Below are 25,828 nucleotides of genomic sequence, written 5' to 3' on the forward strand. Positions count from 1 at the left end.
ACATCGCACAACACAATCCACGCCCGCGCAGCCAGCGCGGAGCGGCGGAGGAGACACATCCATGAAAACCATCCAACGCCATCTGCTGAGCGCAGCCGCCGTTGCAGCGCTGTGCCTGTGCGGCCAAGCTCCGCTTCAGGCCGCCACGCCGGCAGCCAAGCAGAAAGCCACACAGGAATTGCCGACCGCGCAGCCGGAGGCCGTCGGTGTCGATTCGCGCAAGCTGATCGAACTCTCGCAATGGATCCGCCGTGATCAGCTCGACGTACGCAGCCTGCTCGTCATCAAGGATGGCAAGGTCATCTTTGAGCGTTACGGCAACGAACTCGGCCGCGACTACAACCATGAGCTTTACTCCGTCACCAAGTTCATCAGCGCGCTGCTGGTGGGAACGCTGGTGGGCGACGGCAAGCTTGGCGCGCAGGACAAGCCCGCGCCGCTGCTGGCCGCGGCGCGGCCGGACCTGGCGGCGTCGCTGGCTGACAAGAAAGACATCCGCCTGCAAGACCTGATGTCGATGTCCAGCGGACTGTCGTACAAGCTGGTGGAAGGCACCGACACGCTGTACTACGGCGTGCCCGACCGCCTGAAGGTGGCGGCCTCGGCCAGCGTGCGCGTCAAGCCGGGCACCGAGTTCGACTACATCGACGTGAACCCGGTGCTGGTGGGCGCCACTGTCTCGCAGATCACCGGCCAGCCCGAACAGCGCTACGCAGAGGCCCGCCTGTTCAAGCCGCTCGGCATGCAGCACTACCGCTGGGACGGCGCGGACGGCAAGGGCGCCGTGTCGGGCGGATGGGGCTTGCGCCTGCGCTCGATCGACATGGCGCGGCTCGGTCTGCTGATGCTGAACCAGGGCCAGTGGCAAGGTCGCCAGATCGTGCCCGCGAGCTGGGTGGCACGCATGACCACGCCGTCCGGGCCGGCACCCGACTACGGCTTCTATTGCTGGGTCAACAACATCGTCAAGAGCGAGCGTGAGTTCAGCGCGATGGGCTACAAGGGGCAGTTCATCACCGTGCTGCCCAAGCAGAACGCCGTGATCGTGATGAACAGCATCATGTCGACCGAAGGCGGCCTGCGCGATGCGAAGTACCTCAACCTGTACCGCTCGATGGTCAACGACTACGTGCTGCCGGCGCTGAAGGCGGGCAATACCGTCAAGCCGGATGCCGAACGCAAGGCCGCGCTTGAGCAGGAGCTTGCGCTGGCCCATGCCAGCCATGGCAAGCCGGGGACGGCGATGGCCTTCAACGACAAGCCGGAAAAGTAAACAACAAGACAACGAGCGCAGCCCGGCGCGCCGCATTCCGCGCGCCAGGGCCGCGCCAACCACGAAGAAGACACCATGACCAAACGCATCAAACTCGGCATGCTCACGCCGTCGTCCAACACGGCGCTGGAACCCATCACCAGCGCCATGGTGAGCGGCTTGCCCAATGTCAGCGCGCATTTCTCGCGCTTCACCGTCACCGAGATCTCGCTGCGCGATCAGGCGCTGGGCCAGTTCGACCTGGAAAAGATCCTCAACGCCGCGCGGCTGCTGGCTGACGCGCACGTTGATGTGATTGCCTGGAACGGCACGTCGTCCGGCTGGCTCGGTTTTGAGAAGGACGAGGCGCTGTGCCGCCAGATCACAGAAGCCACCGGCATTCCGGCCACCACATCGGTGCTGGCGCTCAACGAAATCCTGGCCAAGACGGGCGCACGTGATTTCGCGCTCGTCACGCCGTACCTCAATGACGTGCAGCAACTGATCGTGCAGAACTACGCGCGCCACGGCTTCAACTGTGTGACCGAGCGCCATCTGGATCTGCACGTGAACCACAGCTTTGCCGACGTGACCGAAGACACCATCCGCACCCTGGTGCGTGAAGTGGCCCAGAAGAAACCGGCAGCCATCACCACGTTCTGCACGAACCTGCGTGCGGCGCATCTGGTGGAAGCGCTGGAAGCGGAGACCGGCATCCCCGTGTACGACACGATTTCCACCGTGGTGTGGAAGTCGCTGCGCCTGGCCGGCGTCGACACGCGCGAAGTGCGCGGCTGGGGCCGCCTGTTCGCGGAAGTGGTTTAACCGAATCGGCAATCAAGGAGTACCCAGCATGTCCACCGAATTCGATCTGGTGATCCGCAACGCGGATGTTGTCACCGCTTCCGACCGCTTTACGTGCGATATCGGCGTGCGCGACGGGCGCATCGCCATGCTCGGCAGCGGGCTGCCACGCGGCGCGCGTGAAGTGGATGCCAGCGGCCTGCTGGCGCTGCCCGGCGGCGTCGACGGCCATTGCCACCTCGACCAGCCCATGCCCGACGGCATGCGCATGGCCGATGACTTCTTCACTGGCACGCGTGCCGCAGTGTGCGGCGGCACCACCACGGTCATTCCGTTTGCCGCGCAGGAGAAGGGGCATTCACTCAAGGCGGCGGTGGACGACTATCACCGCCGCGCAGAAGGCCGCGCGGTGGCCGACTACGGTTTCCACCTGATCGTGGCCGACCCCACGCCCGAAGTGCTCAAGCACGAGCTGCCGGAGCTGATCCGCAAGGGCTACACGTCATTCAAGGTCTACATGACCTACGACGACCTGAAGCTGTCGGACCGCGAAATGCTGGACGTGCTGGACGTGGCCAAGCAGAACAACGCGCTGGTGATGGTGCATGCGGAAAACGCCGACTGCATTTCGTGGCTGACCGAAAAGCTGGTGGGCGAGGGCCGCATCTCGCCGCGCTTCCATGGCCTGTCGCGCCCGGCTGCGGTGGAGCGTGAAGCCACGCACCGCGCCATCACGTTTGCCGAACTGGTGGACGTGCCCATCCTGATCGTGCACGTGTCGGGCAAGGAAGCCATCGAACAGATCCGCTGGGCGCAAAGCCGCGGCCTGCAGATCCTGGCCGAGACCTGCCCGCAGTACCTCTACCTGACGGCCGAAGACATGGGCCTGCAAGGCGACGACGGCTACGAAGGCGCCAAATGCGTCTGCAGCCCGCCGCCGCGCGACCCCGAGAACCAGGCGGCCGTGTGGCGCGCGCTGGCGGGTGGTGTGTTCAGCGTGTTCTCTTCCGACCACGCGCCGTTCAACTATGACGACCCGGAAGGCAAGAAGCTCGGTGGCCAGGCCCAGCCGTTCGACCACATTCCCAACGGCGTGCCCGGCATCGAGACGCGCCTGCCGCTCCTGTTTGACGGCATCGCGCAGGGCAAGCTGTCGCTGCATCAGTTTGTGGAGCTGACCTCGTATCGCCCGGCGCGCCTGTACGGCCTGTACCCGCGCAAGGGCACCATTGCCGTGGGTGCCGATGCCGACATCGCGCTGTGGGATCCGGAGCGCCGCGTGCGCATCACCAACGATGCGCTGCATCACGCGGTGGACTACACGCCGTACGAAGGCATTGAAGTGACCGGCTGGCCGGTGCATTGCTTCTCGCGCGGCGAGCAACTGGTCGAGAACGGCAAGTACCTCGAACCGGCTCCGGGGCGCGGGCAGTTCCTGCCGGCAGGTGCGCCGTCGCTGGTGTGATGTCTCTAGCGCCTCTCATCTGATTCTTAGGTTTTCATCATGCGTATTCTGGTCGTCAATCCCAACATCTCCGAGAGCGTGACGGAGTTGATTCACGCGGAGGCACAGCGCTCCGTGTCCCCGGGTACCACGCTCACCATGGCCACGGTGCCGTTTGGCGTGGCCTATATCGAAACGCGCTTTGAGGCGCTGGTGGGCGGCTATGCCACCGCGTGCGTGGTTGCTGAACATCAGGGCCAGTACGACGGTGTGGTCGTGGCGGCGTTTGGCGATCCGGGCCTGGCCGGCATCAAGGAGCTGTGCAACGTGCCGGTGGTCGGCATGACAGAGGCGGCGCTCGCCAGTGCGTGCCTGCTCGGCCAGCGCTTTTCGATCATCGCGATCTCGAACCGCATCCAGGCGTGGTACCGCGAGTGCGTGGCGGCCAATGGGCTGTCGTCGCGACTGGCCAGCGTGCGCTCGTTGCAGCAGCCGCTGCGCGATATCGGCAGCGTGCAGGAAGACCACGCGGCACGGCTGGAAGAGATGAGCCTGCAGGCCGTGCGTGAGGATGGCGCTGACGTCATCATCGTGGCCGGCGCGCCGCTCGCGGGGCTGGCACGCACGCTCAAGGACCGCATTCCGGTGCCAGTGGTGGATGGTGTGTCCAGCGCCATCCGCCATTGCGAGAGCCTGATCGCGCTGGCGCCGACGGGCGCTGCTGAAGGCAGCTTTGCGCGCCCGCCGCACAAGCCGAACCGCGGCCTGCCGCCAGCACTGGCGGCCATGCTGGCCTGAGCGCCGGCCGCACATCGCGGCATCCAACAAAAAAAAAGAAGAACCGGCCAACCGCAATGTTGGCCGTTACCCCGGGGGGGCTCCTACCATGCTCGCATCTCTGCGCGCGAAGATCCTGATGATCTCGGCGGGGATTGTCGTCGCGGCGCTGGCACTGACTGCCGGCGCCACCTATGTCATCGTCCGCGACAACAATCTCGAGACCATTCAACAGAACCTGGACGCCATCGCGACCGGCCATGCACTGGCCGTCGACGAATGGGTGGCCGCCAAGGAAACCATGGTGGGCGCCGCTGCCGCGGCGATCGTGCCCGGTGACCCGCACGGCATCGTCCGCCAGTTGCAGAAGGCCGGCGCATTCCCCATCACCACGGCCGGCTGGCAGGACAAATCCTTCGTGTCCAGCAAAGACCAGATGCCGGCGGATTTCGATCCCACCGCACGCCCCTGGTACAAGGAAACCGTCGCGGCCGCCAAGCCGATCGTCACCAAGCCTTACGCAGACGCGGCGACAGGCAAGCCGTTCGTATCGTTCACCGCGCCGATCCTGCACGATGGCGCACTGGCCGGTGTGGTGTCGGCGGTCGTGTCGCTGGAGGGCGTGCGCAATGTCGTGGCCGCCGTCCACCCGACACCCGCGAGCTTCGGTTTCGTGGTCGACAAGGACGGCAATATCCTCGCGCACCCGGAAGCGAAGTTTGTTCGCAAGCCCGCCACCGCGCTGTCGCCGGCATTGACCCCCGATGCCCTGGCGGCATTGGCGAATATCACGCATCCCTTTGAAGTCGACCTGGAAGGCGTAGACAAGCTGCTGCGCGCCAAGCCGATTCGTGGCACTGACTGGCAGCTCGTGGTGGCCCTGGACAAGGCCGAAGCCACGGCAGGGTTGCGCGGCGTGGTCAAGGCCTCGGCCATTGCCATCGTGCTGCTGGCGGTGGTGGCGGCCGGCCTGATCGGCATGCTCACCGCGCAAGCGTTCCGCCGGCTCTCGGCAGTGCGCGATGCCATGCATGAAATCGGTGCCGGCGACGGCGACCTCACCCGGCGCCTGCCCGCCGTCGGCAACGACGAGGTGACGCACATCGCCTCGTCCTTCAACGCCTTTGCCGAAAAGCTGCGCAGCATTCTCGTGCGGATTCGCGGTGGTAGCGATGCCATCAAGATCGCCACGGGAGAGATCGAAGCCGGCAATCAGGACTTGTCGCGCCGCACCGAGATTGCCGCCAGCAACCTGCAGCAGACCGCGGCGTCGCTGTCGGAACTGACCGGCGCGGTGAGGACATCGGCGGAAGCGACGGTGCAGGCAACACGTCTGGCCTCCTCCGCCAGTGAAGCGGCAACGCGTGGCGGCAAGGTGGTGTCCGACGTGGTGGCTACGATGGGCGACATTGCCGAGTCGTCGTCAAAGGTGGTCGAGATCATCAGCGTGATCGAGAGCATTGCCTTCCAGACCAACATCCTGGCGTTGAACGCGGCAGTGGAAGCCGCCCGCGCCGGCGAAAACGGCAAGGGCTTTGCGGTGGTCGCCAACGAGGTGCGCAGCCTTGCGCATCGCAGCGCCGAAGCCGCCAAGGAGATCAAGGCCCTGATCGAAACGTCGGATGCGAGCGTGCGTTCCGGCACCGAGCGGGTTCGCGCCGCAGGCGATGCCATGGCCGATATCGTCGGCAGCATCGGACAGGTGAACACGCTCATCAGCGAGATCAACGTGTCGATGGGCGAGCAGAGCACCGGCATTGCGCAGATCAACCAGGCCGTCGAAGAGATGGAGCAGGCGACGCAGCAGAACGCCGCCCTGGTCGAAGAGGTGGCGGCTGCGTTCTCGCTGCTCAACGAGCAGGCGCATGCGTTGGTGGATGCCGTGGCGGAATTCCGGATCGCGTAAGGACTGTAAAGGGCGCCAGTCGCGCGCATGGCCAGATCCATGCGCTATGCTCGCCAGATCGAATGTTTGCTCTGGATCATGTTGCGTTTTGTCCTGAGAGCGCGCGTCGCGGTTGTCCGCCGCCGTACGTTTGCGTGTGCTGCAGAGGCGCTCCGTTGTACGGAGGCCCAGCGATGACCGCCGCCATCCTGCTGGCGCTGGCGCCGGTTGCGCTGCTGGTGGCGCTTGGCTACGGGCTCCGGCACACCGGTTTCATTGCCGATGCGTTCTGGCCGCAGGCGGAGCGACTCTGCTACTACATCCTCCTGCCCGCGCTGTTCATGCACGGCTTGTCGAGTGCGCACCTGCAGGCCTTGCCGGTGTTGCCGCTGGCGGCCACGCTGATTGCCGCCACCGTGATCGTGGCCATGGCGCTGGTATGGACGCGGCGCTGGGTGCCTGTGGACGGCGCGGCCTTCACCTCGGTGTTTCAGGGGGCGGTGCGCTTCAACAACTACGTGGGTGTGTCGCTGGCGGCGGGCATGTTCGGTGCGAAGGGCATTGCGCTGGCTGCCGTGTGCAACGCGGCCATCGTGCCCACCGTCAACCTGCTGTGCGTACTGGTGTTTGCGCGCTATGGCGCGGTGCGGCTCGGGGGCAGGGCGCTGCTGCGCCAGATCGCGACGAACCCGCTCGTGGTGGCGTGCGTGGTCGGGATCGGCATGCAGGCCACCGGCTTGCAGGTGCCCGCCCTGATCGAACCCGCCGTGCGCGCGCTGGGCGTGGCATCGATGCCGCTGGGCCTGCTCTGCGTGGGGGCCGCGCTGAACTTCAGCGGCGTGCGTTCGTGGGCGCAGCCCGTTGCCGTATCGTCGGTCGTCAAGTTCGTGGCCATGCCTGCGCTCACGCTGGCAGTCGGGCATGCCATGGGGTTGACCGACGTGGCGTTGATGGTGGCGCTGCTGTTCCAGGCGCTGCCGACGGCCTCGTCGTCGTACATCATGGCGCGCCAGCTGGGCGGCGATGCGCCGCTCATGGCCGGCATTACCGCCGCGCAAACAGTGCTGGCTGCGGCGGCCATGCCGGCCGTGATGACGCTGCTGGCCTTCACACATGGTTTGCCTCAGGGGCTGCTTTCAACACTGTGAGCCAGAAGCTCAGAGGTGCACCACATCCAGCATCGCTTGCGCAAACGCCTTCGGAGCCTCTTGCGGCAGGTTGTGCCCGATGCCACCGGCGATGTTCCGGTGCTGATACTTGCCCGTGAACTTCTTCGCATAGGCCGACGGTTCCGGGTGCGGCGCGCCGTTGGCGTCGCCTTCCATGGTGATGGTGGGCACGGTGATCGCGGGCGCGGCGGCCAGGCGTTGCTCCAGCGCGTCGTACTTCGATTCGCCCTGTGCCAGACCCAGGCGCCAGCGGTAGTTGTGGATGACGATGGCCACGTGGTCGGGGTTGTCGAACGCCGTGGCGCTGCGCTCGTACGTGGCGTCGTCAAACTTCCACGTGGGCGAGGCGAGCTTCCAGATCAGGCGGTTGAAGTCTTTGCAGTTGGCGGCATAGCCCTGCGCGCCGCGCTCCGTCGTGAAATAGAACTGGTACCACCACGCGAACTCCGCGGCCGGCGGCAGCGGCTTGCGGTTCGCCTCCTGGCTGCCGATCAGGTAGCCGCTGACCGACACCAGCGCCCGGCAGCGCTCCGGCCATAGCGCCGCGATGATGTCCGCCGTGCGCGCGCCCCAGTCGTAACCACCAAAGATGGCCTGCCTGACCTTGAGCGCGTCCATGAACGCGATGATGTCGGCCGCCAGCGCCGCCTGCTGCCCGTTGCGCGGCGCGTCCGCCGAGCGGATGCGCGTCGTGCCGTAACCGCGCAGGTACGGCACCAGCACGCGATAGCCCGCTGCCGCCAGTACCGGCGCCACCTCTGCATAGCTGTAGATGTCATACGGCCAGCCGTGTAGCAGGATCATCACCGGGCCATCCTTCGGGCCCAGATCCGCATAACCGATGTTGAGGACACCGGCATCGATCTGATGCAGCGTGCCGAACGGATCGGCCTGACCGCCCAGCAGTGCAGTCGCGTTGGACGGCGCCGGCTGTGCATGCACCAGCTCGGCCAGACCGAGATCGAGCACGCCAATGCTGGCGATGGTGGTGCCAAGAAGACGGCGGCGGCGAAGGTTGATGGCGTTCGACATGGGGTTCTCCGGGATATGGGATTGGGAAACGAGCAAGCACTTGCCTCGTTTCCTGCATTACGCGCCCGCGATGTATCCGAACCGTTTCACGATGCCGCCGATTTGTATGGCTCTGTAGCAATGGGCATCCGGGGGCGGGGTTTTGTATGCGCATGTATCAAGTAGCCGCAGCGGTACACGCCCAGACAAAACGGGCCGAACGTCGCTACGTGCGGGATACGTCGGCCGCCTTTAATGCATTCCGTGGCCATGACGCCAGGTCAACACAAAGCACCGGCCGGCCGCGCAATCCAACCCATCTCCTGAAAGGAAACCGATCATGTCCCGCAATCTCGCCAAGACCCTCGCTGTTGTTGCCCTCGCTGTGGCCGCTGTCGGTGCAAACGCGGCCTCGTCCATCGGCGCCCGTGACCCCTACACCGAAGGCGCCCGCGCTGTGCAGACCGCCGTGGACGCCTATACGGAAGGCGCCCGCTCGGCGGACCTCTATACGGACGGTGCCCGCACTGCCGACCCGTACTACGACGGCGCCCACGCTTGATACGGGGTACGCCCAACCTGAACCCGCCTCAATCACAAGGACACGACATGCTGAACCGCAAATCCGCCTCCATCGCTGTGCTCGCACTTGGCATGGCCGCCAGTGCGCCGCTTCTTGCAGCGCCCGCCGCCGCCGACCCACCTTCCGTGGTGATCGTGCATGGCGCCTTTGCCGATGGGTCCGATTGGGCCAAGGTCATTCCGCTGCTGCAGGCCAAGGGCGTGAAGGTGCAGGCCGTGCAGAACGGGCTGAACTCCCTGGCCGATGACGTGGCCGCCACACGCCGCGCCATCGGCAACCAGACCGGCAAGGTTGTGCTGGTGGGGCATTCGTGGGGCGGCACGGTCATCACCGAAGCCGGCGCGGACAGCAAGGTCGCGGGCCTGGTCTATGTGGCGGCCTTCGCGCCCGATGCCGGCCAGTCGACGGAAGAGGTGGGCAAGGGCTACGCGCCGGCACCGGGCATCGGCAAGCTGGTGGCGGACGCCAACGGTTATCTCTCGCTACCCGCCGCCGCACTGGCAAGCGATTTTGCGCAGGACGTGCCGGCCGCGCAGGCCCGCGTGATGGCCGCCACGCAGGGGCCCATCAAGGCAACGGCATTTGGCGAGCGGACCACCGTGGCTGCATGGCAGAGCAAGCCGTCGTGGTTCATCGTCAGCGAGCACGACCGGATGATCCAGCCGGACCTGGAGCGCGCCATGGCAAAAAAGATCGGTGCCCAGGTGACGAGCCTGCCGACCAGCCACGTGCCGCAGCAGTCGCGGCCTCAGGACGTGGCGAAGGTGATCCTCGACGCGGTGCAGGCGGTCGAGGCGCGCCGTCAGGCGCCGTAACTGCGCAGCCGATTGAGGTCGACGACTGTCACGCCGCCATATTCCAGCCGCACCACGCCGTCCTTCTCCAGCGCCTTGAGCGATTGGTTGGCCACCTGCCGCGTCATGCCCGAGAGCAGGCCGAGCTCTTCCTGCGTGATCTCCAGGTGATCACCCGCGCCGGGGTAGAGCACCGGGTTGAACAGCGACGCAATGCAGCGCGCCAGTCGCGGCGTGGCTTCGAGCAGGCGGTCGTATTCAAGCAGCGCCATGAAGTGCCCGAGCCGCTCGTTGAGTTGCTTCACCAGGAAGCGGTTGAAGGCGACGCTGTTTTCCACCAGCCACATGAAGGTGGCGCGGTCCATGAAGGCCATGCGCGTATCGCGCAGCGCGACGATGTCGTAGCGGCGCGGCTCGTTCTTGAGCACCGTGCCCTCGCCGAACCAGCCGCCGGCCGGCACGCCCGTAAACGTGACGCTGCGCCCCTCGGGCGAGACCGTGCCGATCTTGATGAGGCCCGTGACCACGCCTGTCCAGCTTTCCAGCAACGTGTTCTTCGGGCAGATGCAGGCGCCGCGCGCGTAGGTCTTCTCGACGATGCCGGCGCAGGCGCGGTCGGCCTCGTCTGCGGGCAGGTCGATCGACCACGCGGCGATATGCGCCAGCCGCGCGCGCGTGACGCCCGGGCGCGCGTTGCCGGGGTGGGCGTGGATATTGAGTTCAGCCACGCTGGATGCCCACCGGCAACGTGCTCACGCGCTGCACCTCGGGCGTAGCGAGCCAGCCGGCGTGCAGGCTTTGCAGGAACATGCCGGTCGCGTCCTCGCCCCAGAACAGCGCGCCGTCGTGCACCAGCGTCGGCACGCCAAAGACGCCGAGGGCGATGGCCGCATCGGTGTGCGCGCGCAGGGCGTCTTTCACGGCAGGCTGGTCGACCGCCGTGACGCCTTCCGCAACGCCCACCGCCTTGCACAGCGCCGCAAAGCCTTCGGGCGATGCGACGTCGTTGCCGTCACGCCAGATGTATCGGAACACGGCGCGCACGGCGTCCAGTGAACCACCCATCGCAATCGTCAGCCGCAGCGCCTTGATGGGGTTGAACGGATGCGCGGGTGGCATACGAAACGGAATGCCCAGCTGCTGCGCGCGAAACAGCGCATGCCGGTACGTGAACACGCGCTTGGACGCGATCTCGGCGGGGCCCTTCTGGCCCCAGTGATGCAGCAGTGCGCCGAGCACCAGCGGACGCGGACGGATGACGATGTCGTGGGCCTTCTGCAGTGCGTCGAACTGCTCCAGCTGCAGGTAGGCGAACGGCGAGATGACATCGAAGAACCAATCGACAGTGGTGGACATGGACGTTCCTTGGGCCTCGGATCTCAAGCGGCACGCATCTGCAGCAGCGGCGCCAGCGTGAAGGGCGCTGCCGTCATGGCGCGAATGTCGTCGAGTGTCGCATGCGAGAGGATTTCGCGCAGCACGAGCCCCGCGTCCGTCACGTCAAACACCGCGTGCTCGGTCACGATGACTTTCACGCAGCCCTGGCCCGTGAGCGGCAACGTGCAGCGCGGCAGGATCTTCGAGTTGCCGTGCTTGTCCGTGTGTGCCAGTGCGGCAATCACCTTGCGCGTGCCGTAGCACAGATCCATCGCCCCGCCGATGCCGGGCCACCACTTGCCGTTGCGATCGCACGCCCAGTTGGCGAGGTTGCCCAGCGCATCGACCTGCAGGGCGCCGAGGATGGTCACGTCGATATAGCCATTGCGCATGGCGCCGAGCGACGTGGCAAGGTCCATGATGGCCGCGCCGGGCGGCAGCGTGATCGGCTCGCAGCCTGCGTTGGTGATATCGCTATCGATGGCATCCAGCGCCGGGCGTCCGCCAAAGCCGAAGGCGCCGTTCTCGGTGTGGAAGATGACGCCGGCGTCGGCATCCAGATAGTTGGCGGTAAGCGTGGGAATACCCAGGCCGAGGTTGACGACTTCCCCCGCGTGCAGTTCCAGTGCGCAGCGGGCGGCGATGCGTTGCTTCGGGTGTTCGGGCAGCGCGTGCATGGCGGTCTCCTTGTGACGAACGGTCAGCGATCAACGATCAGGCTTGCGCAGCCGCGGGCAGGCGGCCGAGCTTTGTCCAGTGCTGCGTGTAGAGCGCGTGCTGGTCCTCCAATGACAAGCCTTGCACCACCGCATTGACGAACACGCCAGGGCAGCCGACGCGCTCGGGCGGGATCGCGCCCACCTCCACGATCTCGTTCACCTCGACGATGGTGTAGTCGCCCGCCATGGCGATGTCGCGCTGGTTTTGCAGCGCCGTGCCGCGAAACTCCACGTTGCCGAAGGTATCGGCGCGCCAGCCCTTGATGATCGACACGTCGGCGCGCAGCGGCGGCTCCACGAAGCAGGTCATGCCGTCTACGGTCAGGGTTGCCTTGGGCGATCCGCGTACGGGAAACATCCCCGGCTGGTCGAGGATGCCCACGCCTACCGGCACGAGCGCGCCGCCCAGGCCCAGCGCGCCCGCGCGCACTTTCTCGGCCCAGGTGCCCATCGGGAAGAACTCGGCCACGCGCACGGAGTCGGTCAGGTAGGCCTGCGTCGATTCATCGGTGGTGCCGACGTGCGTGCCGATGAACTCGGCCAGCTGGCCCGACGCAAACAGCCTGGCCTTGAGAAAGCCGCCGCGCAGCCCCGGCGTGTTGGTGATGAGCGTGAGCTGGTCGATGCCGCTGGCGAGCAGCGCCTCGATGCAGCAGGCCGGCTCGCCGGCGCCCACGAATTCGCCCAGCATCAGGCGGCTGCCGCTGCGGACGTGGGCGATGGCCTCGTCCACGGAAAGGACCTTGTTGGCGTAGCGCATGGTGTCTCCTGTCGGTGCCGGCGCTGCATGGTGATGGGCCGGCCTGCGGCGCAGTGTAGGAGCGGTGTTTTTGCGGCGATGTCTTCTGCATGACATTTGCTTCGTAAGGTTCGGCGCGCACCATCCCGTATAGTTGTGACGCCAAGTGAACAAACGGGTGCCCCCCGTTGTCGCACCAGGGCCGGCCCGGCCCGATTCCGCTGTTCTGCTGCGCCATCCCGCTCTTCCGTCTTCCATCCACCTCAACGTCACAGGAACGCATGCACGTCGATACCCCGCTCATCTCGACCATCATCGGTGGCCTGGTGCTGGCCTTCATCTTCGGCACCATCGCACAGCGCCTGCGGCTGCCGCCGCTGGTGGGCTATCTGGTGGCGGGCGTGGTGGCTGGGCCGTTCACGCCCGGTTTCGTGGCCGACCAGAGCCTGGCGCCGCAACTTGCCGAGCTGGGTGTAATCCTGCTCATGTTTGGCGTGGGCCTGCACTTCTCGATGAAAGAGCTGCTGGCGGTGAAGGCCATCGCCATCCCGGGCGCCATCGGGCAGATCGCGCTGGCCACGCTCATGGGCATGGGCCTGGCATGGCTGCTCGGCTGGGATTGGGGCCCGGGGCTGGTGTTCGGTCTGGCGCTGTCGGTGGCGAGCACCGTGGTGCTGCTCAAGGCGCTGGAGGACCGCGGCATCGAGAACTCGCACGAAGGCCATATCGCCGTCGGCTGGCTGATCGTGGAAGACCTGGTGATGGTGGTGACGCTCGTGCTGCTGCCGGCGCTGGCCGGCGCGCTGGGCGGCGCCGGCAGCACGGCGGTCAGCACGTGGGACATCATCAAGGTGCTGGCGATCACGCTGTCGAAAGTGGTGGCCTTTGCCGCGCTGATGCTGGTGGTGGGCCGCCGCGTGATCCCATGGATGCTGGAGCGCATTGTCATGACGGGCAGCCGCGAGCTGTTCCGCCTGGGTGTGCTGGCCACGGCGCTGGGCGTGGCCTACGGCGCGACGGTGCTGTTTGGCGTGTCGTTCGCGCTGGGTGCGTTCTTTGCGGGCATGGTGCTGGCCGAGTCCGAATTCAGCCAACGTGCGGCGGAAGAGTCCCTGCCGTTGCGTGATGCCTTTGCGGTGCTGTTCTTCGTGTCGGTGGGCATGCTGTTCGACCCGCGCGTGCTGATTGAAGACACCTGGGCGGTGCTGGGTACGGTACTGATCGTGGTGGTGGGCAAGTCGCTGGCCGCGTTTGCCGTGGTGCGCGCGTTTGGCCACGGCAACCGCACGGCGCTCACGATTTCCGCCAGCCTTGCGCAGATCGGCGAGTTTTCGTTCATCCTGATCGGCCTGGGCATTGGCCTGGAGATCTTGCCGGTGCGCGCGCGCGGGTTGCTGCTGTCGGCGGCGATTTTGTCGATCCTGCTGAACCCGCTGATGTTTGCCCTGATCAACCGCCTCAAGCGCGAGGTGGCAGCAGAGCCTGCGACGGCGGACTGAGTGGACTACGCTTTCAACAGCTTCACAAGCGAGGAGTGTTCATGAGCAATCTGACTATCGGTGTGATCGTCGGCAGCCTGCGCAAGGCGTCGTTCAATCGCCAGTTGGCGCATGCGCTGGTGGGCTTGCTGCCGTCCGGGGCCAGTGCGCAGTTCATCGAGATCGGTGATTTGCCGCTCTACAACCAGGATCTGGATGCCAACTTGCCCGAACCTGTACAGCGCTTCAAGGCAGCGGTGGCGGGCGTGGATTCCATTCTCTTCGTCACACCGGAATACAACCGCGGCATGCCGGGCGTACTGAAGAATGCAATCGACTGGGGTTCCCGGCCATATGGCCAGAGCGTGTGGGGCGGCAAGCCGGCGGGTGTTGCGGGAGCGTCGCCGGGCGCGATCGGCACGGCGCTGTCGCAAGCCCAGTTGCGCAATGTGCTCGCGGCGGTGGGGGTGAAGGTCTTGCCGTTGCCCGAGGTGTTCTTCCACTTTGCGGGCGAGCCCTTCGATGCGCAGGGCGAGGTGACGGATCCACGCACGCGCCAGTTTTTGCAGGGCTTTGTTGACCGATTCGTCCAGTGGGCAGGTGAAAACCGCGCCTGACGCATCCATCAACTGGGTGTTCAGGGCCGGGCGGGGAGGGGTTCCCGCTCGGCCGTTTTGCCATTTAAGGCGTACTGCGGCTCAGTAGAGCCAAGTTCAGGCCAGGAAAGCCGCGGCGCTGATGAGCCAACCCGCTGCCACGCAGCTCGCGATCCAGGCGGCCATGACGGCGCCAATATCCAACCATTTCATCATTGTTCTCCTTTCCAGCACTTGCATTGCTTGTTCAGGCAATCGATGTCTGAACAACTGTTACGAAGTTTAGGTGTTGCAATGCGGAAGAACAATACGGTTGGGGGTGAACAGACTGTTCCAAAGGTAACAACAAATTTCAGGCCTTGCGTGGACTGGCCTGCGCTTTAGAGCCCGCGCAGTGGCGTCGTGACCGCTTCTTGTTGCGTTGCAACAAATGCGGCTTATTTCGTACGAAACGTATTGGCCACGGCGTCGGCGAAACGGGCTTCCTGGGCAAATTCCGGTAGGCGGTCACGCCCTGCCGTGCCGAACACGCGCAGCAGATAAACCGCGCCGTTGCCGAAGAAGGCATACCCGCGCACCACGACGGTCCTGGCCGTGGACGTGCTCCATTCGCCTTCCCAGTAGATGACCCGGCGCCCGGCGAGTCCCCGTTGCGTGGGTGCCTTGCCGCGAACAAGGCGGGCGGCCCAGGCCGGGCGGTCCCCATGCACGCGCGATTCCATATGGGTGAGCAGGATCGCCAGGTCGCGCGGGCGCAAGGACTCCAGATAGTCCGGGGTGCCCTTGTCGAAATCGGATTTGCGCACCGTCACCAGCGCGAAGCTCTCCGGCGGCACGGTTTGCTGCGCAAACACCAGGCGCGACGGCCCGAACGGCGAGTTGATGGTGGCGCTCACGGACGGGATCGGGGTGTCGCTGCTCAGCCGCAGCGGGCCCCACGTGCGCGGCAGGGTGACGGTCGCGCCGGCGTCAACGCGCAGTGTGGCGGGGTAGGCGAACTTGGGCGCCGCCGAGGTCGCGCCCGCAGCGGTGAGCCCCAGAAAGGCGATGCTTCCGGCCATGCAGGCGCTTCGGATGCCGCGGCGGTACCACGCAATGATCAACGGCGCCACTCGCGGGCTCCTGGCAGAAAAGATAGCGGACGATTCCGTGGGCGCGTGCATCTCCCGGCTCAGCAATGCCGATGCTCGCGCCATTCGGGGCGCTGTCTTCCCCCACCGCCAACATATCGATTTACACCGTGGGCCGCCACGGGTTTGTGGCGGGGCATCGAATGGATTAATCCGCGCGTGGGGTGGTGATGTGGCCCCACCTGTGGGCGCTGCCATGGCTCTTTTCACGGAGCCACGGGATTCGGTAGGGTAAGGGTTCATCGCCGCTCTTCGATTGGTGTTTTCCGCATGACCACACTCAACGCTCATCAGCAACCCATCGGCGCGCCCCTGGCCGGCTGGACTGCCCGCCCGTTTCCTCCGCACACGCCGCTGTCTGGTCGCTTCTGCCGGCTGGAGCCGCTCGACGCCGCACGCCATGCCGACGCCCTGTTCGAGGCGTTCAGCCAGGCGCCGGACGACCGCCTCTGGACGTACATGGTGGAAGGCCCGTTTACCGATGCGGCGGCCCATCGCGCCTACATCGAGCGCGTTGCGGCCAAGCGCGATCCGCTGCAATACGCGGTGATCGACACGCGCACCGATCGCCCGGTCGGCACGCTGGCGCTGATGCGCATCACGCCCGAGCACGGCGTGGTGGAGGTGGGGGCGGTGACGTTCTCGCCGTTGCTGCAGCGCACGCCGGCGTCAACGGAAGCGCAGTTCCTGCTGATGAAGCACGTCTTTGACGATCTCGGCTACCGCCGCTACGAGTGGAAGTGCGACAGCCTGAACGCGCCGTCGCGGCAGACCGCACTGCGGCTGGGATTCCAGTTCGAAGGCATCTTCCGCCAGGCGGTCGTCTACAAGGGCCGCAGCCGCGATACCGCGTGGTTTTCGATCATCGACGCCGATTGGCCGCACGTGCGGGCGGCATTCGAGCAATGGCTCTCGCCCGGCAACTTTGATGCGGATGGCCGCCAGCGTGCGTCGCTGACGGCGCTGCGTTCGGCTTAGCGCGTCTGGTTACGCATCGGGTCCGGGCGCATCGGCGTACATGCCGCGCAGCGCAAGCGCGCGTTCCGTTTCCGGCAGGGCCAGGATGGAGCGGGCGAAACCGATCAGCGCCCGGCAGCGTTCGGACGGCGGTGCGGCGTGGCGCAGTGCGGGCAGCGTCAGCACGCGCTGCTCGTCCAACGGCAGCGCCGCCACGGCCAGTTGCAGCACCGGCAGGGTTTGCGCGCGTGTGACCACGGGGGCGTGTTCGGGGTCTGCCGCCTGCATCATGTCGGAGAACAGCGTCTGCTCGCGCGTGACGAGTGTGCGCGGCAGGCGTGCGGCGGCGGCGCTTGCACCCGGCGTGCCGTCGAGGTACGCCACGCAGGCTTCGGGGCTGACGCGCTGCAATGCCTGGGCCTGTTCGAGCGTGAGCTGTGCGTTGGCAAACAGCAGGGCATCGGGCGCCGTCGGAATCAGTGCGCGATACAGCTTGCCCGTTTGGTCGCGCAGCAGGGCCGTGACTTCGGCGTCGGTGGCGTTGCGTTGCAGCTTGGGCCAGACCGTGTCGATCAGACGGCTGAAGTGCGCGGGGTACTTGCGCTCCAGCGTCGCGTACAGCGGCGCGCTGCGTAGTTCTGCGGCCAGCGCTTCACGGGTGGTCAGCTGCGTGGCCATGGTTGCGTATTCCCCGCCGGGCGAGGTGCGCGTGACGACGTGGTTGGTCAGCAGTTCCGGCGCGGTGGGGAACCACATCTGGTCAAACGGGGTGCCCTGCACGCGGCGCACGAACGCGTCGGGCAGGCCCGCTTCGCCATAGGCGCGCCAAAGTTCGTTGCCGGTGGCACCTGGGGTCTGGTCGTGCTCGGCGCCGACGGCACGTGGGCGATGGAAGCCGATGCGCGCGGTGGGGGCCGCAGCGCGGTCCTCGCCCGCCAGGAAGGCAATCGTGCACGCCGAAGCACAGGCGCGCTCGACATACGTTCGCAGATGATGGCGGCGGATGACGTCTGCCACCAGCGTCCCTTCGCGCAGCCAGCCGCCTTCGGAGCGCAGCACCACGGCCGTGGCGTTGGGTGCCTTCTGGAGGGCGGCTTCCAACGCATCCGCGGCACCGTCGTTCATGCCGCCGTTGAACAGGATGGCGCGTCCGTCGCGCTGCGGCATTACCGTAAACGGCGAAGCCGCCTGTTCACCGAGCGCGGTGCGCAGATGCGCGCCCAGGCGCGGTATATCGGTGATGACGCGCGAGCCTGTGCCGACGGCCCCCAGCATGATCATGACCTTGGCGACCAGCGGCCACAGGTTCGATGCGCCGGTCAGCCGGTTGCGCCCTTGCTGGCGCTCGGCCGAGCGCCACGTGCCCATCACGGCCCAGACCCACAGCGCCGATCCCATCGCATAGATCAGCAGCAGCGCCGATGAGGCCGCACGTGCTGGCGCGTTATGCGCCAGTGCATGCGTGACGCCGGCGCTGAGCGCGACCACGCCAAACTGCATGAGCGCCGTGTGCAGCCAATACGAGCGGGCGAGGCTGTAGTCGCCGCGCCAGTGGCGTGCAAAGAAATTGCGTGACCCGGCCCTCTTCCGAGGCGGATTGGTGGGCGTGCTCGGGGGCAGGGTGTCGCTGGCAGCGGAGGTCATGCGTGTTCTCGATGCCGCACACATGATGGCGGCGCGGCGATTGTCGCTGGCGGCAGTGCAGGCTGGCGTCCCTCCGATGGGAGGGGGTGGCTGCGGCGGAGCTCAGGCACGGGCGGCGACGCCATTCAGCAGAGCCGGAACGACGCCGCTGCTGCTCAGGCCCGGACGGACACCAGCGGGGGCTCCGCGGGCGTAATGGCCTCGGCACTGGCAGGATGGGCCGACTGCGCTTGCGTTGCCTGGCGGCCTTGCAGCCGCGCGTCGCTCACCGTCGATGCGCCGGTCACCTTGTCAGTCGTATGGGCCTTGGCGGCGGCATCGGTATTGCCCGGGCCGGATCCCCTCTCGGACGCGTTGTGGCGGCTTTCCAGCTGGGTTTGTGCTTGCTCCAGGCCTTTTTGCGTCTTCAGGCGCTCGATCTGCGCCTGCACGATCAGGACCTGCTGGGTCAACAGATGTGCCTGCTCGCGGGCCTGGTTGGGCGGCAGGCCGCGATTGGGCAGATCGGCGATCGTCTTCTGCAGGTTCTTGAACTGGCGCTGCAGGCGTTCGATTTCGGTGGCCGAACTGCTCCCGCCGCCCGAGGCGCCGGAGGCCACAGTGCTGGAAACGGAAGAAGAAAGTTGCATGGCCATCTCGCTGATCAGTACGCCCTTCATCGGATGGTGGGCGGAAAACTTTAGCTTCCGCACCAACATTCTTTTAGAGGCGTCAATTTTCCTCGTTCTTTTAAATAGAACGATGTTTCTTTTGTAAGAACAAATTTGCGATATCTGCGTCAATTTTTCTGCTGTTCGACACAGGGTCGCGCCTTCGTACGGGTTTACGACCCTTATGCGCGGCTGATCTATTCTATAAAATAGAACTATATTCCATCAAACAGAACGCATCGAGTCCGGCGCGTTCAAGGAGACGCCCATGCTTTCTTCCCTTCAGGCCGCGAGCGGCCGCCCGAGCCCCGGGTTGCCGGCGGTTCAGCTCAATCAGGTGTCGGTGCGGTTCGGCAGCTTCACGGCGGTGCAGGGCGTGGACCTGTCGATCGGTGAAGGCGAGTTCGTGGCGGTGGTGGGGCCGACCGGCTGCGGCAAGAGCACGCTGCTCAATGCGGTGACGGGGCTGCTCAAGCCGGCCGGCGGCACTGTCAACGTGTTTGGCGAGCCGCTGACCGGGCTCAATGGGAGTGCCGGTTTCATGATGCAGCAGGACTCGCTGCTGCCTTGGAAGACGGCGCTCGACAACGTCGCGCTGGGCTTGGTGTTTCAGGGCATGCCGGTGGACGAGGCCCGCGAACGCGCCCGCCCGTGGATGAAGAAGGTGGGCCTGGCCGGCTTCGAGGCGCGCTATCCGCACCAGTTGTCGGGCGGCCAGAAGAAGCGCATCAGCATGGCGCAGACGCTGATCCTTTCGCCCAAGATCGTGCTGATGGACGAGCCGTTCTCCGCGCTCGATGTGCACACGCGGCACCTGATGCAGAGCGAACTGCTGCGCCTGTGGCAGGAAGACCGCAAATCGCTGCTGTTCATCACCCACGACCTGGAAGAGGCCATTGCGCTGGCCGATCGTGTGGTGGTGATGTCTGCCGGGCCGGCCAGCCGCCCGGTCGGCGATGTGGGAATCACGCTGCCGCGCCCGCGCAACGTGTCTGAAATCAATATGTCCGACGCGTTCATCCGCCTGTATCGCGAGATCTGGTCGATCCTCGGCACCGAAGTGGAGAAGAGCCATGCCGTCCAGCACTAACGCCATGCCTGCCGTGAGTACGCGGCGAGCCGGTCTCGCGCACAAGACCAAGATCCGCCTGTTCCAGCTTGCCGTGGTGGTGCTGCTGTTCGGTTCGTGGGAGGGCTTCGGCCGCGCCGGCGTGATCGACCCGTTCTATTTTTCGATGCCGTCGTCCATCGTCGTGCGCATCTGGGAGTGGTTCACCGCCGGCGATATCTACACGCACCTGGCCATCACGCTGGCCGAGACGATTCTCTCGTTCGGCATCGGCACGCTGATCGGCATCAGCCTGGGGCTGTGGCTGGGTTTGTCGAAGCTGGCGGCCGAGGTGCTGGACCCGTTTATCAAGATCGTCAATGCCATCCCGCGGATTCTGCTCGCGCCCATCTTCGTGATGTGGTTCGGGCTGGGGCTGACCTCCAAGGTGGCGCTGGGCGCAACGATGGTGCTGTTTATCACCTTCTTCAATACGTACCAGGGCGTGCGCGAGGTGAACCCGGTCATCCTGGCCAACGCGCGCCTGCTCAAGGCGAGCCGCCTCAGCCTGTTGCGCCACGTGTATGTGCCGTCCGCCACGAGCTGGATTCTTTCCAGCCTGCGTGCGTCCGTCGGCATGGCGGTGATGGGGGCGATCGTGGCCGAGTACCTCGGTTCGTCCGCTGGCCTGGGGCACCTGATTGCGCAGGCCGAAGGCGTGTTCGATGCCACCGGCGTGTTCTCGGGGATCGTCGTGCTGTCGGCGTTCGTGATTGCGCTGGACCGCAGCGTGGATGCGCTGGAAGGCAAGTTGTTGGTGTGGCGCCCGAAGGCGGATCCCGAGACCAGTGCTTGATCTAAAAACGATGACGGAGACCAAGATGAAACGATGGATTTCGGCCCTGCTGTGCGCGGCCGTCGGTGCGGCCGCCAGTGCCGCCGAGCCGGAAAAGAAGGATGTGAGCCTGTCAGTCGGCTCGATGATCCTGAACTACATGCCGGTGCCGCTCACGCAGTCGCTGGGCAACTTCCAGAAGGAAGGGCTCAATGTGAAGGTGGAGAACTTCCAGGCCGGCGGCAGCAAGGCGCTGCAGGCGCTGATTGCCGGTTCGACCGATGCGGTGGTGGGCTTCTATGACCACACCATCCACATCCAGGCGCAGGGCAAGGACATCGTCTCGGTGGCGCTGCTCAACACCACGCCGGGCATCGTGCTGGCGGTGCGGCCTGATCTCGACATCAAGAGCGGTAAGGATCTGAAGGGCAAGAAGATCGGCATCACCGCGCCGGGCTCGTCCACGGATCTGTTCGCACGCTACTACGCCATCAAGAACGGCCTGCAGGTGAATGACGTGTCGTACATCGCCGTGGGGTCGGGCGCGCCGGGCATGGTGGCGCTCGATCGCAAGGAGATCGACGCGCTCGTCAACTTCGACCCCGTGGCGAGCCTGCTGGAGAAGCGCCGCGCGGCCAAGTTCCTGGTCGATACGCGTACCGATGCCGGCTCCAACGCCGTGTTCGGCGGCCGCTACCCGACGGCCACGCTGTACGTTACGCGTGACTTCATGACCAAGAACCCTGAGACCGTGCAGCGCCTGGTGAACGCCTTCATCCGCACGCTCAAGTGGATCGACGCCAGCACGCCCGAAGCCATCGCCGACAAGATGCCCAAGGAGCAGCAGGTGGGCGGCCGCGATGTGTTTGTCGATGCGCTGCGCCACTCCAAGCCGATCTTCTCCAAGGACGGCCTGATGACGGATGCGGATGCCAAGGTCGCCCTGACGGTGCTCTCCAGTTACGACGAAAAGATCCGCAATGCCAAGATCGACCTGGCGAAAACGTACACTAACCGCTTCGTCGACCAAGCCTTGAAGACGGTCAAGTGAGCCGCCTTCCCCCCATCGTCATGACTGCAGAACGCCAAACCGCTCAGAACGACACGCAACTGCCAGCAAGCGTTGGCGATAGCACGCCGGGCGCATCGGGCGTGGCTGCGCTGGACCGCGCGTTCTCGATTCTGTTTGCGTTCCGCCCCGGCGACTATGCACTCACGCTGGCGGAGCTTGCCGCGCGCACCGGGCTCTACAAGAGCACGATCCTGCGGCTGGCCGGCTCGCTCATCCAGCACCGCATGCTGTTTCGCCTGGAAGACGGCCGTTACCAGATTGGCGCCGCGCCGCTGATGCTGGGCGCCCTCTACCAGCGCAGCATGCGCCTCGCCGACGTGGTGCTGCCGCACATGCGCGCGCTGGCCGAGGCGACGGGCGAGGCAGTGTCGCTCTACATCCGCGAGCGCGACGTGCGCGTGTGCCTGCATCGCGTGGATTCGAACCACTCGATTCGCGACCACGTGCGCGAGGGCGACGTGCTGCCGCTGGAGCGCGGTTCGGGCGGGCGCGTGCTGTGCGCGTTCTCGGGCATGCAGGGCGCCACGTACGACGCGATCCGGCGCGATTACTACTACGTGTCGATTGGCGAGCGCGATCGCGAAACGGTCGGGCTGTCCGTGCCGGTGTTTGGGGCGCAGCAGGCGCTGCGCGGTGCGCTGTGCCTGGCCGGCCCGGCTTCGCGGATCGACGGCGCCTTGCTGCAATCGTGGCGTGCCCCGGTACTGGAACACGCCGCACAAATCACCTCAACGCTGGGTGGCGACCCCGCGCCGTTGCGCGCTGCCGCTCAGCTCATTTCTAAACCCTAGGCTCCGCCAAGACGCCCAACACCTCCTGAATGGGTGAGAGGGGGAGAGGCGGAGCCACCGTAGTTGTAGGAGTTGTGTTCATGGCTTTGCCTCTCGCGGGTTTGCGCGTGCTCGACTTGTCGAACGTGCTGGCCGGGCCGTTTTGCGCCTATCAGCTGGGCTTGCTCGGTGCTGAAGTCATCAAGGTTGAGGTGCCTGGCAATGGCGATCTCGCCCGCCGCCTGGGCGCCGATCCGGAACAGGCGCGCCGCAAGATGGGCGCCTCCTTCGTCGCCGTCAACGCGGGCAAGCAATCCGTCACCGTCAACCTGAAGCACCCGGAAGGGCGGGCCATCCTGCTCAAGCTGGTGGCACAGGCCGATGCGCTGATCGAAAACTACCGCCCCGGCGTGATGGACCGCCTGGAGCTTGGCTATGACGTGCTGCGCGAGGTCAACCCGCGCCTCGTCTACTGCGCCATCTCCGGCTTCGGCAAAGATGGTCCGCTGGCGCATCGTCCGGCGTACGACCAGATCATCCAGGGCATTTCCGGCGTGATGAGCGTCACCGGTGACGAGGAATCGGCACCGCTGCGCGTCGGCTATCCGATCAGCGATACGGTGGGCGGCATCACGGCGGCGTTGGCCGTCACGGCTTGCCTGCTCGGCGCACAGCGCACGGGAGTGGGGCAGATGGTGGATGTGTCGATGCTGGAGTCGACGCTCGCCACCATGGGCTGGGTGGTGTCGAACTACCTGAACGCCGGCGTGAGCCCGCGCCCGATGGGCAACCAGAACTTCACCGCCGCGCCGTCGGGCACGTTCCGCACGGGCGATGGGCTCATCAACATCGCCGCCAACGAAGACAAGCAGTTTGCCGCGCTGTGCCGTGTGGTTGGGCATCCGGAATTGGCGACCGCCCCCCGCTTTGCCGAGCGCCATGCACGCAAGGAACACCGCCAGGCGCTCAACGATGCGTTGGAGGCAGCCCTCGCCGCACGCGCTGCCGCCGAATGGGAGCCACTGCTGATCGATGCCGGTGTGCCGGCCGGTCTGGTCCTCGACGTGCCGGGCGTGCTTGCGCATGAGCAGGTGACGGGCCGCAGCTTCGTCACCTCGTTCCCGGAAGAAGGGCAGCACGTGACGCGTGCAGGCTTTCGCCTGTCGGGCGAAGACCCCTGTCCGCAGACGCCCGCTCCTGGGTTATCCGCCCACACCGACGATTGGCTCGCCAAGCTCGGCTACCGCCCCGACCAAATCGAAGCCTTACGCGCTGAAGGCGCCATCTGACCATGACGACCACACCTGTACAAGACCCGGCTGGCCTTGCCGCCGACTACTGGCGCACCGACATCATCGACATTGAACCCGGCCGCATCCACGTGCGCGGCTACCCGATCCAGGAGCTGATCGGCCGCATCGGCTTTGCCGAGATGATCTGGCTGATGCTGCGCGGTGAGCTGCCGGGCAAGCGCCAGGCGGCGTTGCTGGAGGCGGCGCTCGTGGCCTCGGTTGACCACGGCCCGCATGCGCCGTCCATTGCGATTGCCAAGATGGCGACGAGCTGCGGGCTGCCGCTCAACGGCGCGATGGCGTCTGCGCTCAACGCACTGGACGACGTACATGGCGGGGCCGGACAACAGGCGGTGGAGTTGTTCCATGACATCGAGGCCCGCCTGTTTGACGGCGCCTCGCTGGAGGCGGCCACGGCGGCGGGTGTCGACGCGTTCATCGCTGCACATGGCAAATACCTGCCGGGCTTTGGACATCGCTTCCACCCGGTCGACCCACGCGCGGGGCGCCTGCTCGCGTTCGTGGACGAGGCTGCGCAGGACGGCGTGGTCGGCGGGCGCTATGCCGCCATTGGCCGCGCGATCGAAGCATTGCTCTCCAGCCGCAAGGGCAAGCCGATTCCGATGAACATCGATGGCGCCACGGCCGTCATCTATGCGGAGCTGGGTTTTGCTGCGCCGTTGGCGCGCGGCGTGTTCTGCCTGTCGCGTGCCGTTGGCATCCTGGCGCACGCGTGGGAGCAGAGCGGCCGTGGCGAGCGCAACAAGGGCCCCATGCCGCGCCAATTGCCGTACCGCTACACAGGCGCCGCCACGCGGCATCTGACCAAGGCGGATGCCGACGCGGTGCCCGTGCCATGACGTACTTCAACTGGCCAATCGTCGAGACCACGGTCTTCACCGAAATGCCTGCCACGCTGCGCCGCCCGGTGCCGACCGAATGGTCGCGCGCCAACAAGGGTGGAGCGCCCGTCGATAGCTTTCTGGAAGGCCCGTGCTGGGATGCGCAAGGCAATCTCTGGCTGGTCGACATCCCGCACGGGCGCATCCTGCGTGTCTCGCCGCAAGGCGATTGGGAGGCGGCGGCCGAATACGACGGCGAGCCCAACGGCCTCGCGCTGTGCCACGACGGCACGCTGCTGATTGCCGACTATAAGAATGGGCTGCTGTCGCTCGACCCGGCGACGGGCATGGTCACGCCCCTCCTCACGCGCCGCAACAGCGAGCGATTCAAGGGCCCGAACGACCTGATCGTCGCCCGCAACGGCGATCTCTATTTCACCGACCAGGGCCAGACCGGCCTGCACGATCCGACCGGCCGCGTGTATCGCCTGCGCACCGATGGCCGGCTCGATTGCCTGCTCGCCAACGGCCCGAGCCCGAACGGGCTGGTGCTCACGCCCGATGAATCCGCACTGTTCGTCGCCATGACACGCGACAACGCCGTCTGGCGCCTGCCGCTGCTGGCCGATGGCAGCACCAGCAAGGTCGGCCGCTTTGCGCAGTTCTACGGCACCAGCGGCCCGGATGGTATGGCGATGGACGCTGCGGGCAACCTGTTCGTGGCCCATGCCTCGCTGGGTGCCGTGTTCGTGCTCTCGCCGCACGGCGAACCGCTGGCGCGCATCGCGTCGTGCCGCGGGCGGACCACCACCAATGTCGCATTCACGCCAGACGGGCAGTCGCTCGTCATCACCGAATCTTCCACGGGCACCGTCCTGCACGCCCGCTGGACCCCGCCTGCACACGGCTGAGCCTATAGACGGGCGTTGTCCTACACGGCGCCCGGCCGAATCGCCGGAA

The 25,828-nt window shown here is 66.0% G+C and carries 27 protein-coding genes; 18 read left to right on the forward strand and 9 right to left on the reverse strand.

Going from position 1 to position 25,828, the window contains the following annotated elements; genetic code table 11:
• The first annotated feature begins 61 nt into the window (after window positions 1-61).
• The 6 genes from NG900_RS14300 (at window position 62) to NG900_RS14325 (ending at window position 7,310) form a co-directional block, all read left to right on the forward strand.
• On the forward strand, window positions 62-1,273 hold the full coding sequence (locus tag NG900_RS14300) for a serine hydrolase domain-containing protein (protein WP_289813801.1): 1,212 nt from the start codon (window positions 62-64) through the stop codon (window positions 1,271-1,273).
• Window positions 1,274-1,348: 75 nt separating this feature from the next.
• A complete protein-coding gene (locus NG900_RS14305) occupies window positions 1,349-2,077 on the forward strand; it encodes a maleate cis-trans isomerase family protein (protein WP_252681468.1) in 729 nt (242 codons plus the stop codon).
• A gap of 28 nt (window positions 2,078-2,105) precedes the next feature.
• Window positions 2,106-3,521, forward strand: coding sequence for a dihydropyrimidinase (gene hydA, locus NG900_RS14310; protein WP_252681471.1), 1,416 nt, complete (start codon window positions 2,106-2,108; stop codon window positions 3,519-3,521).
• A gap of 39 nt (window positions 3,522-3,560) precedes the next feature.
• Window positions 3,561-4,298 carry an aspartate/glutamate racemase family protein gene (locus NG900_RS14315; protein WP_252681473.1) on the forward strand — a complete coding sequence of 246 codons (738 nt, stop codon included), beginning with the start codon at window positions 3,561-3,563 and terminating at the stop codon, window positions 4,296-4,298.
• A gap of 88 nt (window positions 4,299-4,386) precedes the next feature.
• Window positions 4,387-6,183: a methyl-accepting chemotaxis protein gene (locus NG900_RS14320; RefSeq protein WP_252681476.1), complete on the forward strand. Its 1,797-nt coding sequence runs from the start codon at window positions 4,387-4,389 to the stop codon at window positions 6,181-6,183.
• Between the two features lie 173 nt (window positions 6,184-6,356).
• Window positions 6,357-7,310, forward strand: coding sequence for an AEC family transporter (locus tag NG900_RS14325; RefSeq protein ID WP_252681479.1), 954 nt, complete (start codon window positions 6,357-6,359; stop codon window positions 7,308-7,310).
• A 9-nt stretch (window positions 7,311-7,319) separates the two neighbouring features.
• On the opposite strand, the gene NG900_RS14330 is transcribed toward NG900_RS14325, so the two are convergent.
• Window positions 7,320-8,363, reverse strand: a complete 1,044-nt coding sequence (locus NG900_RS14330; protein WP_252681481.1) for an alpha/beta fold hydrolase — start codon at window positions 8,361-8,363, stop codon at window positions 7,320-7,322.
• Between the two features lie 319 nt (window positions 8,364-8,682).
• Between NG900_RS14330 and NG900_RS14335 the strand changes: the two genes are divergently transcribed.
• Both NG900_RS14335 and NG900_RS14340 read left to right on the forward strand, forming a co-directional pair.
• The gene (locus NG900_RS14335) at window positions 8,683-8,904 is read left to right on the forward strand and encodes a hypothetical protein (RefSeq protein ID WP_252681484.1); all 222 of its coding nucleotides are present in this window, start codon (window positions 8,683-8,685) and stop codon (window positions 8,902-8,904) included.
• A gap of 47 nt (window positions 8,905-8,951) precedes the next feature.
• Window positions 8,952-9,740, forward strand: a complete 789-nt coding sequence (locus tag NG900_RS14340; protein WP_420804153.1) for an alpha/beta fold hydrolase — start codon at window positions 8,952-8,954, stop codon at window positions 9,738-9,740.
• Here the strand turns inward: NG900_RS14340 and NG900_RS14345 are convergent.
• From NG900_RS14345 to NG900_RS14360, 4 genes are read right to left on the reverse strand one after another with little or no spacing between them, the layout of a single operon-like run.
• Window positions 9,728-10,447, reverse strand: coding sequence for a Crp/Fnr family transcriptional regulator (locus tag NG900_RS14345; protein ID WP_252681487.1), 720 nt, complete (start codon window positions 10,445-10,447; stop codon window positions 9,728-9,730). The two genes, NG900_RS14340 and NG900_RS14345, sit on opposite strands and share 13 nt — an antisense overlap.
• Window positions 10,440-11,075: a 2-hydroxychromene-2-carboxylate isomerase gene (locus tag NG900_RS14350; RefSeq protein WP_252681490.1), complete on the reverse strand. Its 636-nt coding sequence runs from the start codon at window positions 11,073-11,075 to the stop codon at window positions 10,440-10,442. The genes NG900_RS14345 and NG900_RS14350 overlap by 8 nt, the downstream gene beginning before the upstream one ends.
• 23 nt (window positions 11,076-11,098) lie before the next feature.
• Complete coding sequence (locus NG900_RS14355; protein WP_252681493.1) at window positions 11,099-11,773, reverse strand: 3-oxoacid CoA-transferase subunit B; 675 nt, start codon at window positions 11,771-11,773, stop codon at window positions 11,099-11,101.
• 37 nt (window positions 11,774-11,810) lie between these two features.
• Window positions 11,811-12,575, reverse strand: coding sequence for a CoA transferase subunit A (locus NG900_RS14360; RefSeq protein ID WP_252681496.1), 765 nt, complete (start codon window positions 12,573-12,575; stop codon window positions 11,811-11,813).
• A 260-nt stretch (window positions 12,576-12,835) separates the two neighbouring features.
• Between NG900_RS14360 and NG900_RS14365 the strand changes: the two genes are divergently transcribed.
• Window positions 12,836-14,053, forward strand: a complete 1,218-nt coding sequence (locus tag NG900_RS14365; RefSeq protein ID WP_252681499.1) for a cation:proton antiporter — start codon at window positions 12,836-12,838, stop codon at window positions 14,051-14,053.
• 41 nt (window positions 14,054-14,094) lie between these two features.
• Window positions 14,095-14,649, forward strand: coding sequence for an NADPH-dependent FMN reductase (locus tag NG900_RS14370; protein WP_252681502.1), 555 nt, complete (start codon window positions 14,095-14,097; stop codon window positions 14,647-14,649).
• 96 nt (window positions 14,650-14,745) lie between these two features.
• Here NG900_RS14370 and NG900_RS26620 read toward each other — a convergent pair whose 3' ends face one another.
• Window positions 14,746-14,868 carry a hypothetical protein gene (locus tag NG900_RS26620; RefSeq protein ID WP_289813802.1) on the reverse strand — a complete coding sequence of 41 codons (123 nt, stop codon included), beginning with the start codon at window positions 14,866-14,868 and terminating at the stop codon, window positions 14,746-14,748.
• 197 nt (window positions 14,869-15,065) lie between these two features.
• Window positions 15,066-15,740, reverse strand: a complete 675-nt coding sequence (locus tag NG900_RS14375; RefSeq protein ID WP_252681504.1) for a hypothetical protein — start codon at window positions 15,738-15,740, stop codon at window positions 15,066-15,068.
• Window positions 15,741-16,028: 288 nt separating this feature from the next.
• On the opposite strand from NG900_RS14375, the gene NG900_RS14380 reads away from it, so the two are divergent.
• On the forward strand, window positions 16,029-16,736 hold the full coding sequence (locus NG900_RS14380; RefSeq protein WP_252681506.1) for a GNAT family N-acetyltransferase: 708 nt from the start codon (window positions 16,029-16,031) through the stop codon (window positions 16,734-16,736).
• 9 nt (window positions 16,737-16,745) lie between these two features.
• Here the strand turns inward: NG900_RS14380 and NG900_RS14385 are convergent, their stop codons facing one another.
• A complete protein-coding gene (locus tag NG900_RS14385; protein WP_252681508.1) occupies window positions 16,746-18,359 on the reverse strand; it encodes a COG3904 family protein in 1,614 nt (537 codons plus the stop codon).
• Between the two features lie 155 nt (window positions 18,360-18,514).
• Window positions 18,515-19,018: a FlxA-like family protein gene (locus tag NG900_RS14390; protein WP_252681511.1), complete on the reverse strand. Its 504-nt coding sequence runs from the start codon at window positions 19,016-19,018 to the stop codon at window positions 18,515-18,517.
• A 259-nt stretch (window positions 19,019-19,277) separates the two neighbouring features.
• On the opposite strand from NG900_RS14390, the gene NG900_RS14395 reads away from it, so the two are divergent.
• The 7 genes from NG900_RS14395 (at window position 19,278) to NG900_RS14425 (ending at window position 25,779) form a co-directional block, all read left to right on the forward strand.
• On the forward strand, window positions 19,278-20,099 hold the full coding sequence (locus NG900_RS14395) for an ABC transporter ATP-binding protein (RefSeq protein WP_252681512.1): 822 nt from the start codon (window positions 19,278-19,280) through the stop codon (window positions 20,097-20,099).
• Entirely contained in the window at window positions 20,083-20,913 is an 831-nt protein-coding gene (locus NG900_RS14400; RefSeq protein ID WP_252681515.1) for an ABC transporter permease, read from the forward strand. Before NG900_RS14395 ends, NG900_RS14400 begins: the two co-directional genes overlap by 17 nt.
• Before the next feature lie 25 nt (window positions 20,914-20,938).
• Window positions 20,939-21,943 (forward strand): ABC transporter substrate-binding protein, encoded by a 1,005-nt coding sequence (locus tag NG900_RS14405; protein ID WP_252681518.1) that lies wholly within the window; start codon window positions 20,939-20,941, stop codon window positions 21,941-21,943.
• Between the two features lie 20 nt (window positions 21,944-21,963).
• On the forward strand, window positions 21,964-22,755 hold the full coding sequence (locus tag NG900_RS14410; protein WP_289813830.1) for an IclR family transcriptional regulator: 792 nt from the start codon (window positions 21,964-21,966) through the stop codon (window positions 22,753-22,755).
• Window positions 22,756-22,835: 80 nt separating this feature from the next.
• On the forward strand, window positions 22,836-24,023 hold the full coding sequence (locus NG900_RS14415) for a CaiB/BaiF CoA transferase family protein (protein WP_252681522.1): 1,188 nt from the start codon (window positions 22,836-22,838) through the stop codon (window positions 24,021-24,023).
• 2 nt (window positions 24,024-24,025) lie between these two features.
• A complete protein-coding gene (locus NG900_RS14420; RefSeq protein WP_252681525.1) occupies window positions 24,026-24,886 on the forward strand; it encodes a citryl-CoA lyase in 861 nt (286 codons plus the stop codon).
• Window positions 24,883-25,779, forward strand: coding sequence for an SMP-30/gluconolactonase/LRE family protein (locus tag NG900_RS14425; RefSeq protein ID WP_252681528.1), 897 nt, complete (start codon window positions 24,883-24,885; stop codon window positions 25,777-25,779). Before NG900_RS14420 ends, NG900_RS14425 begins: the two co-directional genes overlap by 4 nt.
• The last annotated feature ends 49 nt before the right edge of the window (window positions 25,780-25,828 follow it).

It is taken from the genome of Ralstonia soli (assembly GCF_023955655.1).
Classification (GTDB): Bacteria; Pseudomonadota; Gammaproteobacteria; order Burkholderiales; family Burkholderiaceae; genus Ralstonia; species Ralstonia soli.

What these genes read in the sequence shown, in the direction of transcription:
- NG900_RS14355 (WP_252681493.1), bottom strand. Translation starts at nt 11,773, where the DNA reads ATGCACGCGCTGCCCGAACACCCGAAGCAACGCATCGCCGCCCGCTGC.
- hydA (WP_252681471.1), top strand. Translation starts at nt 2,106, where the DNA reads ATGTCCACCGAATTCGATCTGGTGATCCGCAACGCGGATGTTGTCACC.
- NG900_RS14415 (WP_252681522.1), top strand. Translation starts at nt 22,836, where the DNA reads ATGGCTTTGCCTCTCGCGGGTTTGCGCGTGCTCGACTTGTCGAACGTG.
- NG900_RS14400 (WP_252681515.1), top strand. Translation starts at nt 20,083, where the DNA reads ATGCCGTCCAGCACTAACGCCATGCCTGCCGTGAGTACGCGGCGAGCC.
- NG900_RS14380 (WP_252681506.1), top strand. Translation starts at nt 16,029, where the DNA reads ATGACCACACTCAACGCTCATCAGCAACCCATCGGCGCGCCCCTGGCC.
- NG900_RS14395 (WP_252681512.1), top strand. Translation starts at nt 19,278, where the DNA reads ATGCTTTCTTCCCTTCAGGCCGCGAGCGGCCGCCCGAGCCCCGGGTTG.
- NG900_RS14300 (WP_289813801.1), top strand. Translation starts at nt 62, where the DNA reads ATGAAAACCATCCAACGCCATCTGCTGAGCGCAGCCGCCGTTGCAGCG.
- NG900_RS14325 (WP_252681479.1), top strand. Translation starts at nt 6,357, where the DNA reads ATGACCGCCGCCATCCTGCTGGCGCTGGCGCCGGTTGCGCTGCTGGTG.
- NG900_RS14315 (WP_252681473.1), top strand. Translation starts at nt 3,561, where the DNA reads ATGCGTATTCTGGTCGTCAATCCCAACATCTCCGAGAGCGTGACGGAG.
- NG900_RS14305 (WP_252681468.1), top strand. Translation starts at nt 1,349, where the DNA reads ATGACCAAACGCATCAAACTCGGCATGCTCACGCCGTCGTCCAACACG.
- NG900_RS14420 (WP_252681525.1), top strand. Translation starts at nt 24,026, where the DNA reads ATGACGACCACACCTGTACAAGACCCGGCTGGCCTTGCCGCCGACTAC.
- NG900_RS14405 (WP_252681518.1), top strand. Translation starts at nt 20,939, where the DNA reads ATGAAACGATGGATTTCGGCCCTGCTGTGCGCGGCCGTCGGTGCGGCC.
- NG900_RS14410 (WP_289813830.1), top strand. Translation starts at nt 21,964, where the DNA reads ATGACTGCAGAACGCCAAACCGCTCAGAACGACACGCAACTGCCAGCA.
- NG900_RS14370 (WP_252681502.1), top strand. Translation starts at nt 14,095, where the DNA reads ATGAGCAATCTGACTATCGGTGTGATCGTCGGCAGCCTGCGCAAGGCG.
- NG900_RS26620 (WP_289813802.1), bottom strand. Translation starts at nt 14,868, where the DNA reads ATGCAAGTGCTGGAAAGGAGAACAATGATGAAATGGTTGGATATTGGC.
- NG900_RS14320 (WP_252681476.1), top strand. Translation starts at nt 4,387, where the DNA reads ATGCTCGCATCTCTGCGCGCGAAGATCCTGATGATCTCGGCGGGGATT.
- NG900_RS14350 (WP_252681490.1), bottom strand. Translation starts at nt 11,075, where the DNA reads ATGTCCACCACTGTCGATTGGTTCTTCGATGTCATCTCGCCGTTCGCC.
- NG900_RS14385 (WP_252681508.1), bottom strand. Translation starts at nt 18,359, where the DNA reads ATGACCTCCGCTGCCAGCGACACCCTGCCCCCGAGCACGCCCACCAAT.
- NG900_RS14365 (WP_252681499.1), top strand. Translation starts at nt 12,836, where the DNA reads ATGCACGTCGATACCCCGCTCATCTCGACCATCATCGGTGGCCTGGTG.
- NG900_RS14425 (WP_252681528.1), top strand. Translation starts at nt 24,883, where the DNA reads ATGACGTACTTCAACTGGCCAATCGTCGAGACCACGGTCTTCACCGAA.
- NG900_RS14335 (WP_252681484.1), top strand. Translation starts at nt 8,683, where the DNA reads ATGTCCCGCAATCTCGCCAAGACCCTCGCTGTTGTTGCCCTCGCTGTG.
- NG900_RS14360 (WP_252681496.1), bottom strand. Translation starts at nt 12,575, where the DNA reads ATGCGCTACGCCAACAAGGTCCTTTCCGTGGACGAGGCCATCGCCCAC.
- NG900_RS14330 (WP_252681481.1), bottom strand. Translation starts at nt 8,363, where the DNA reads ATGTCGAACGCCATCAACCTTCGCCGCCGCCGTCTTCTTGGCACCACC.
- NG900_RS14390 (WP_252681511.1), bottom strand. Translation starts at nt 19,018, where the DNA reads ATGAAGGGCGTACTGATCAGCGAGATGGCCATGCAACTTTCTTCTTCC.
- NG900_RS14340 (WP_420804153.1), top strand. Translation starts at nt 8,952, where the DNA reads ATGCTGAACCGCAAATCCGCCTCCATCGCTGTGCTCGCACTTGGCATG.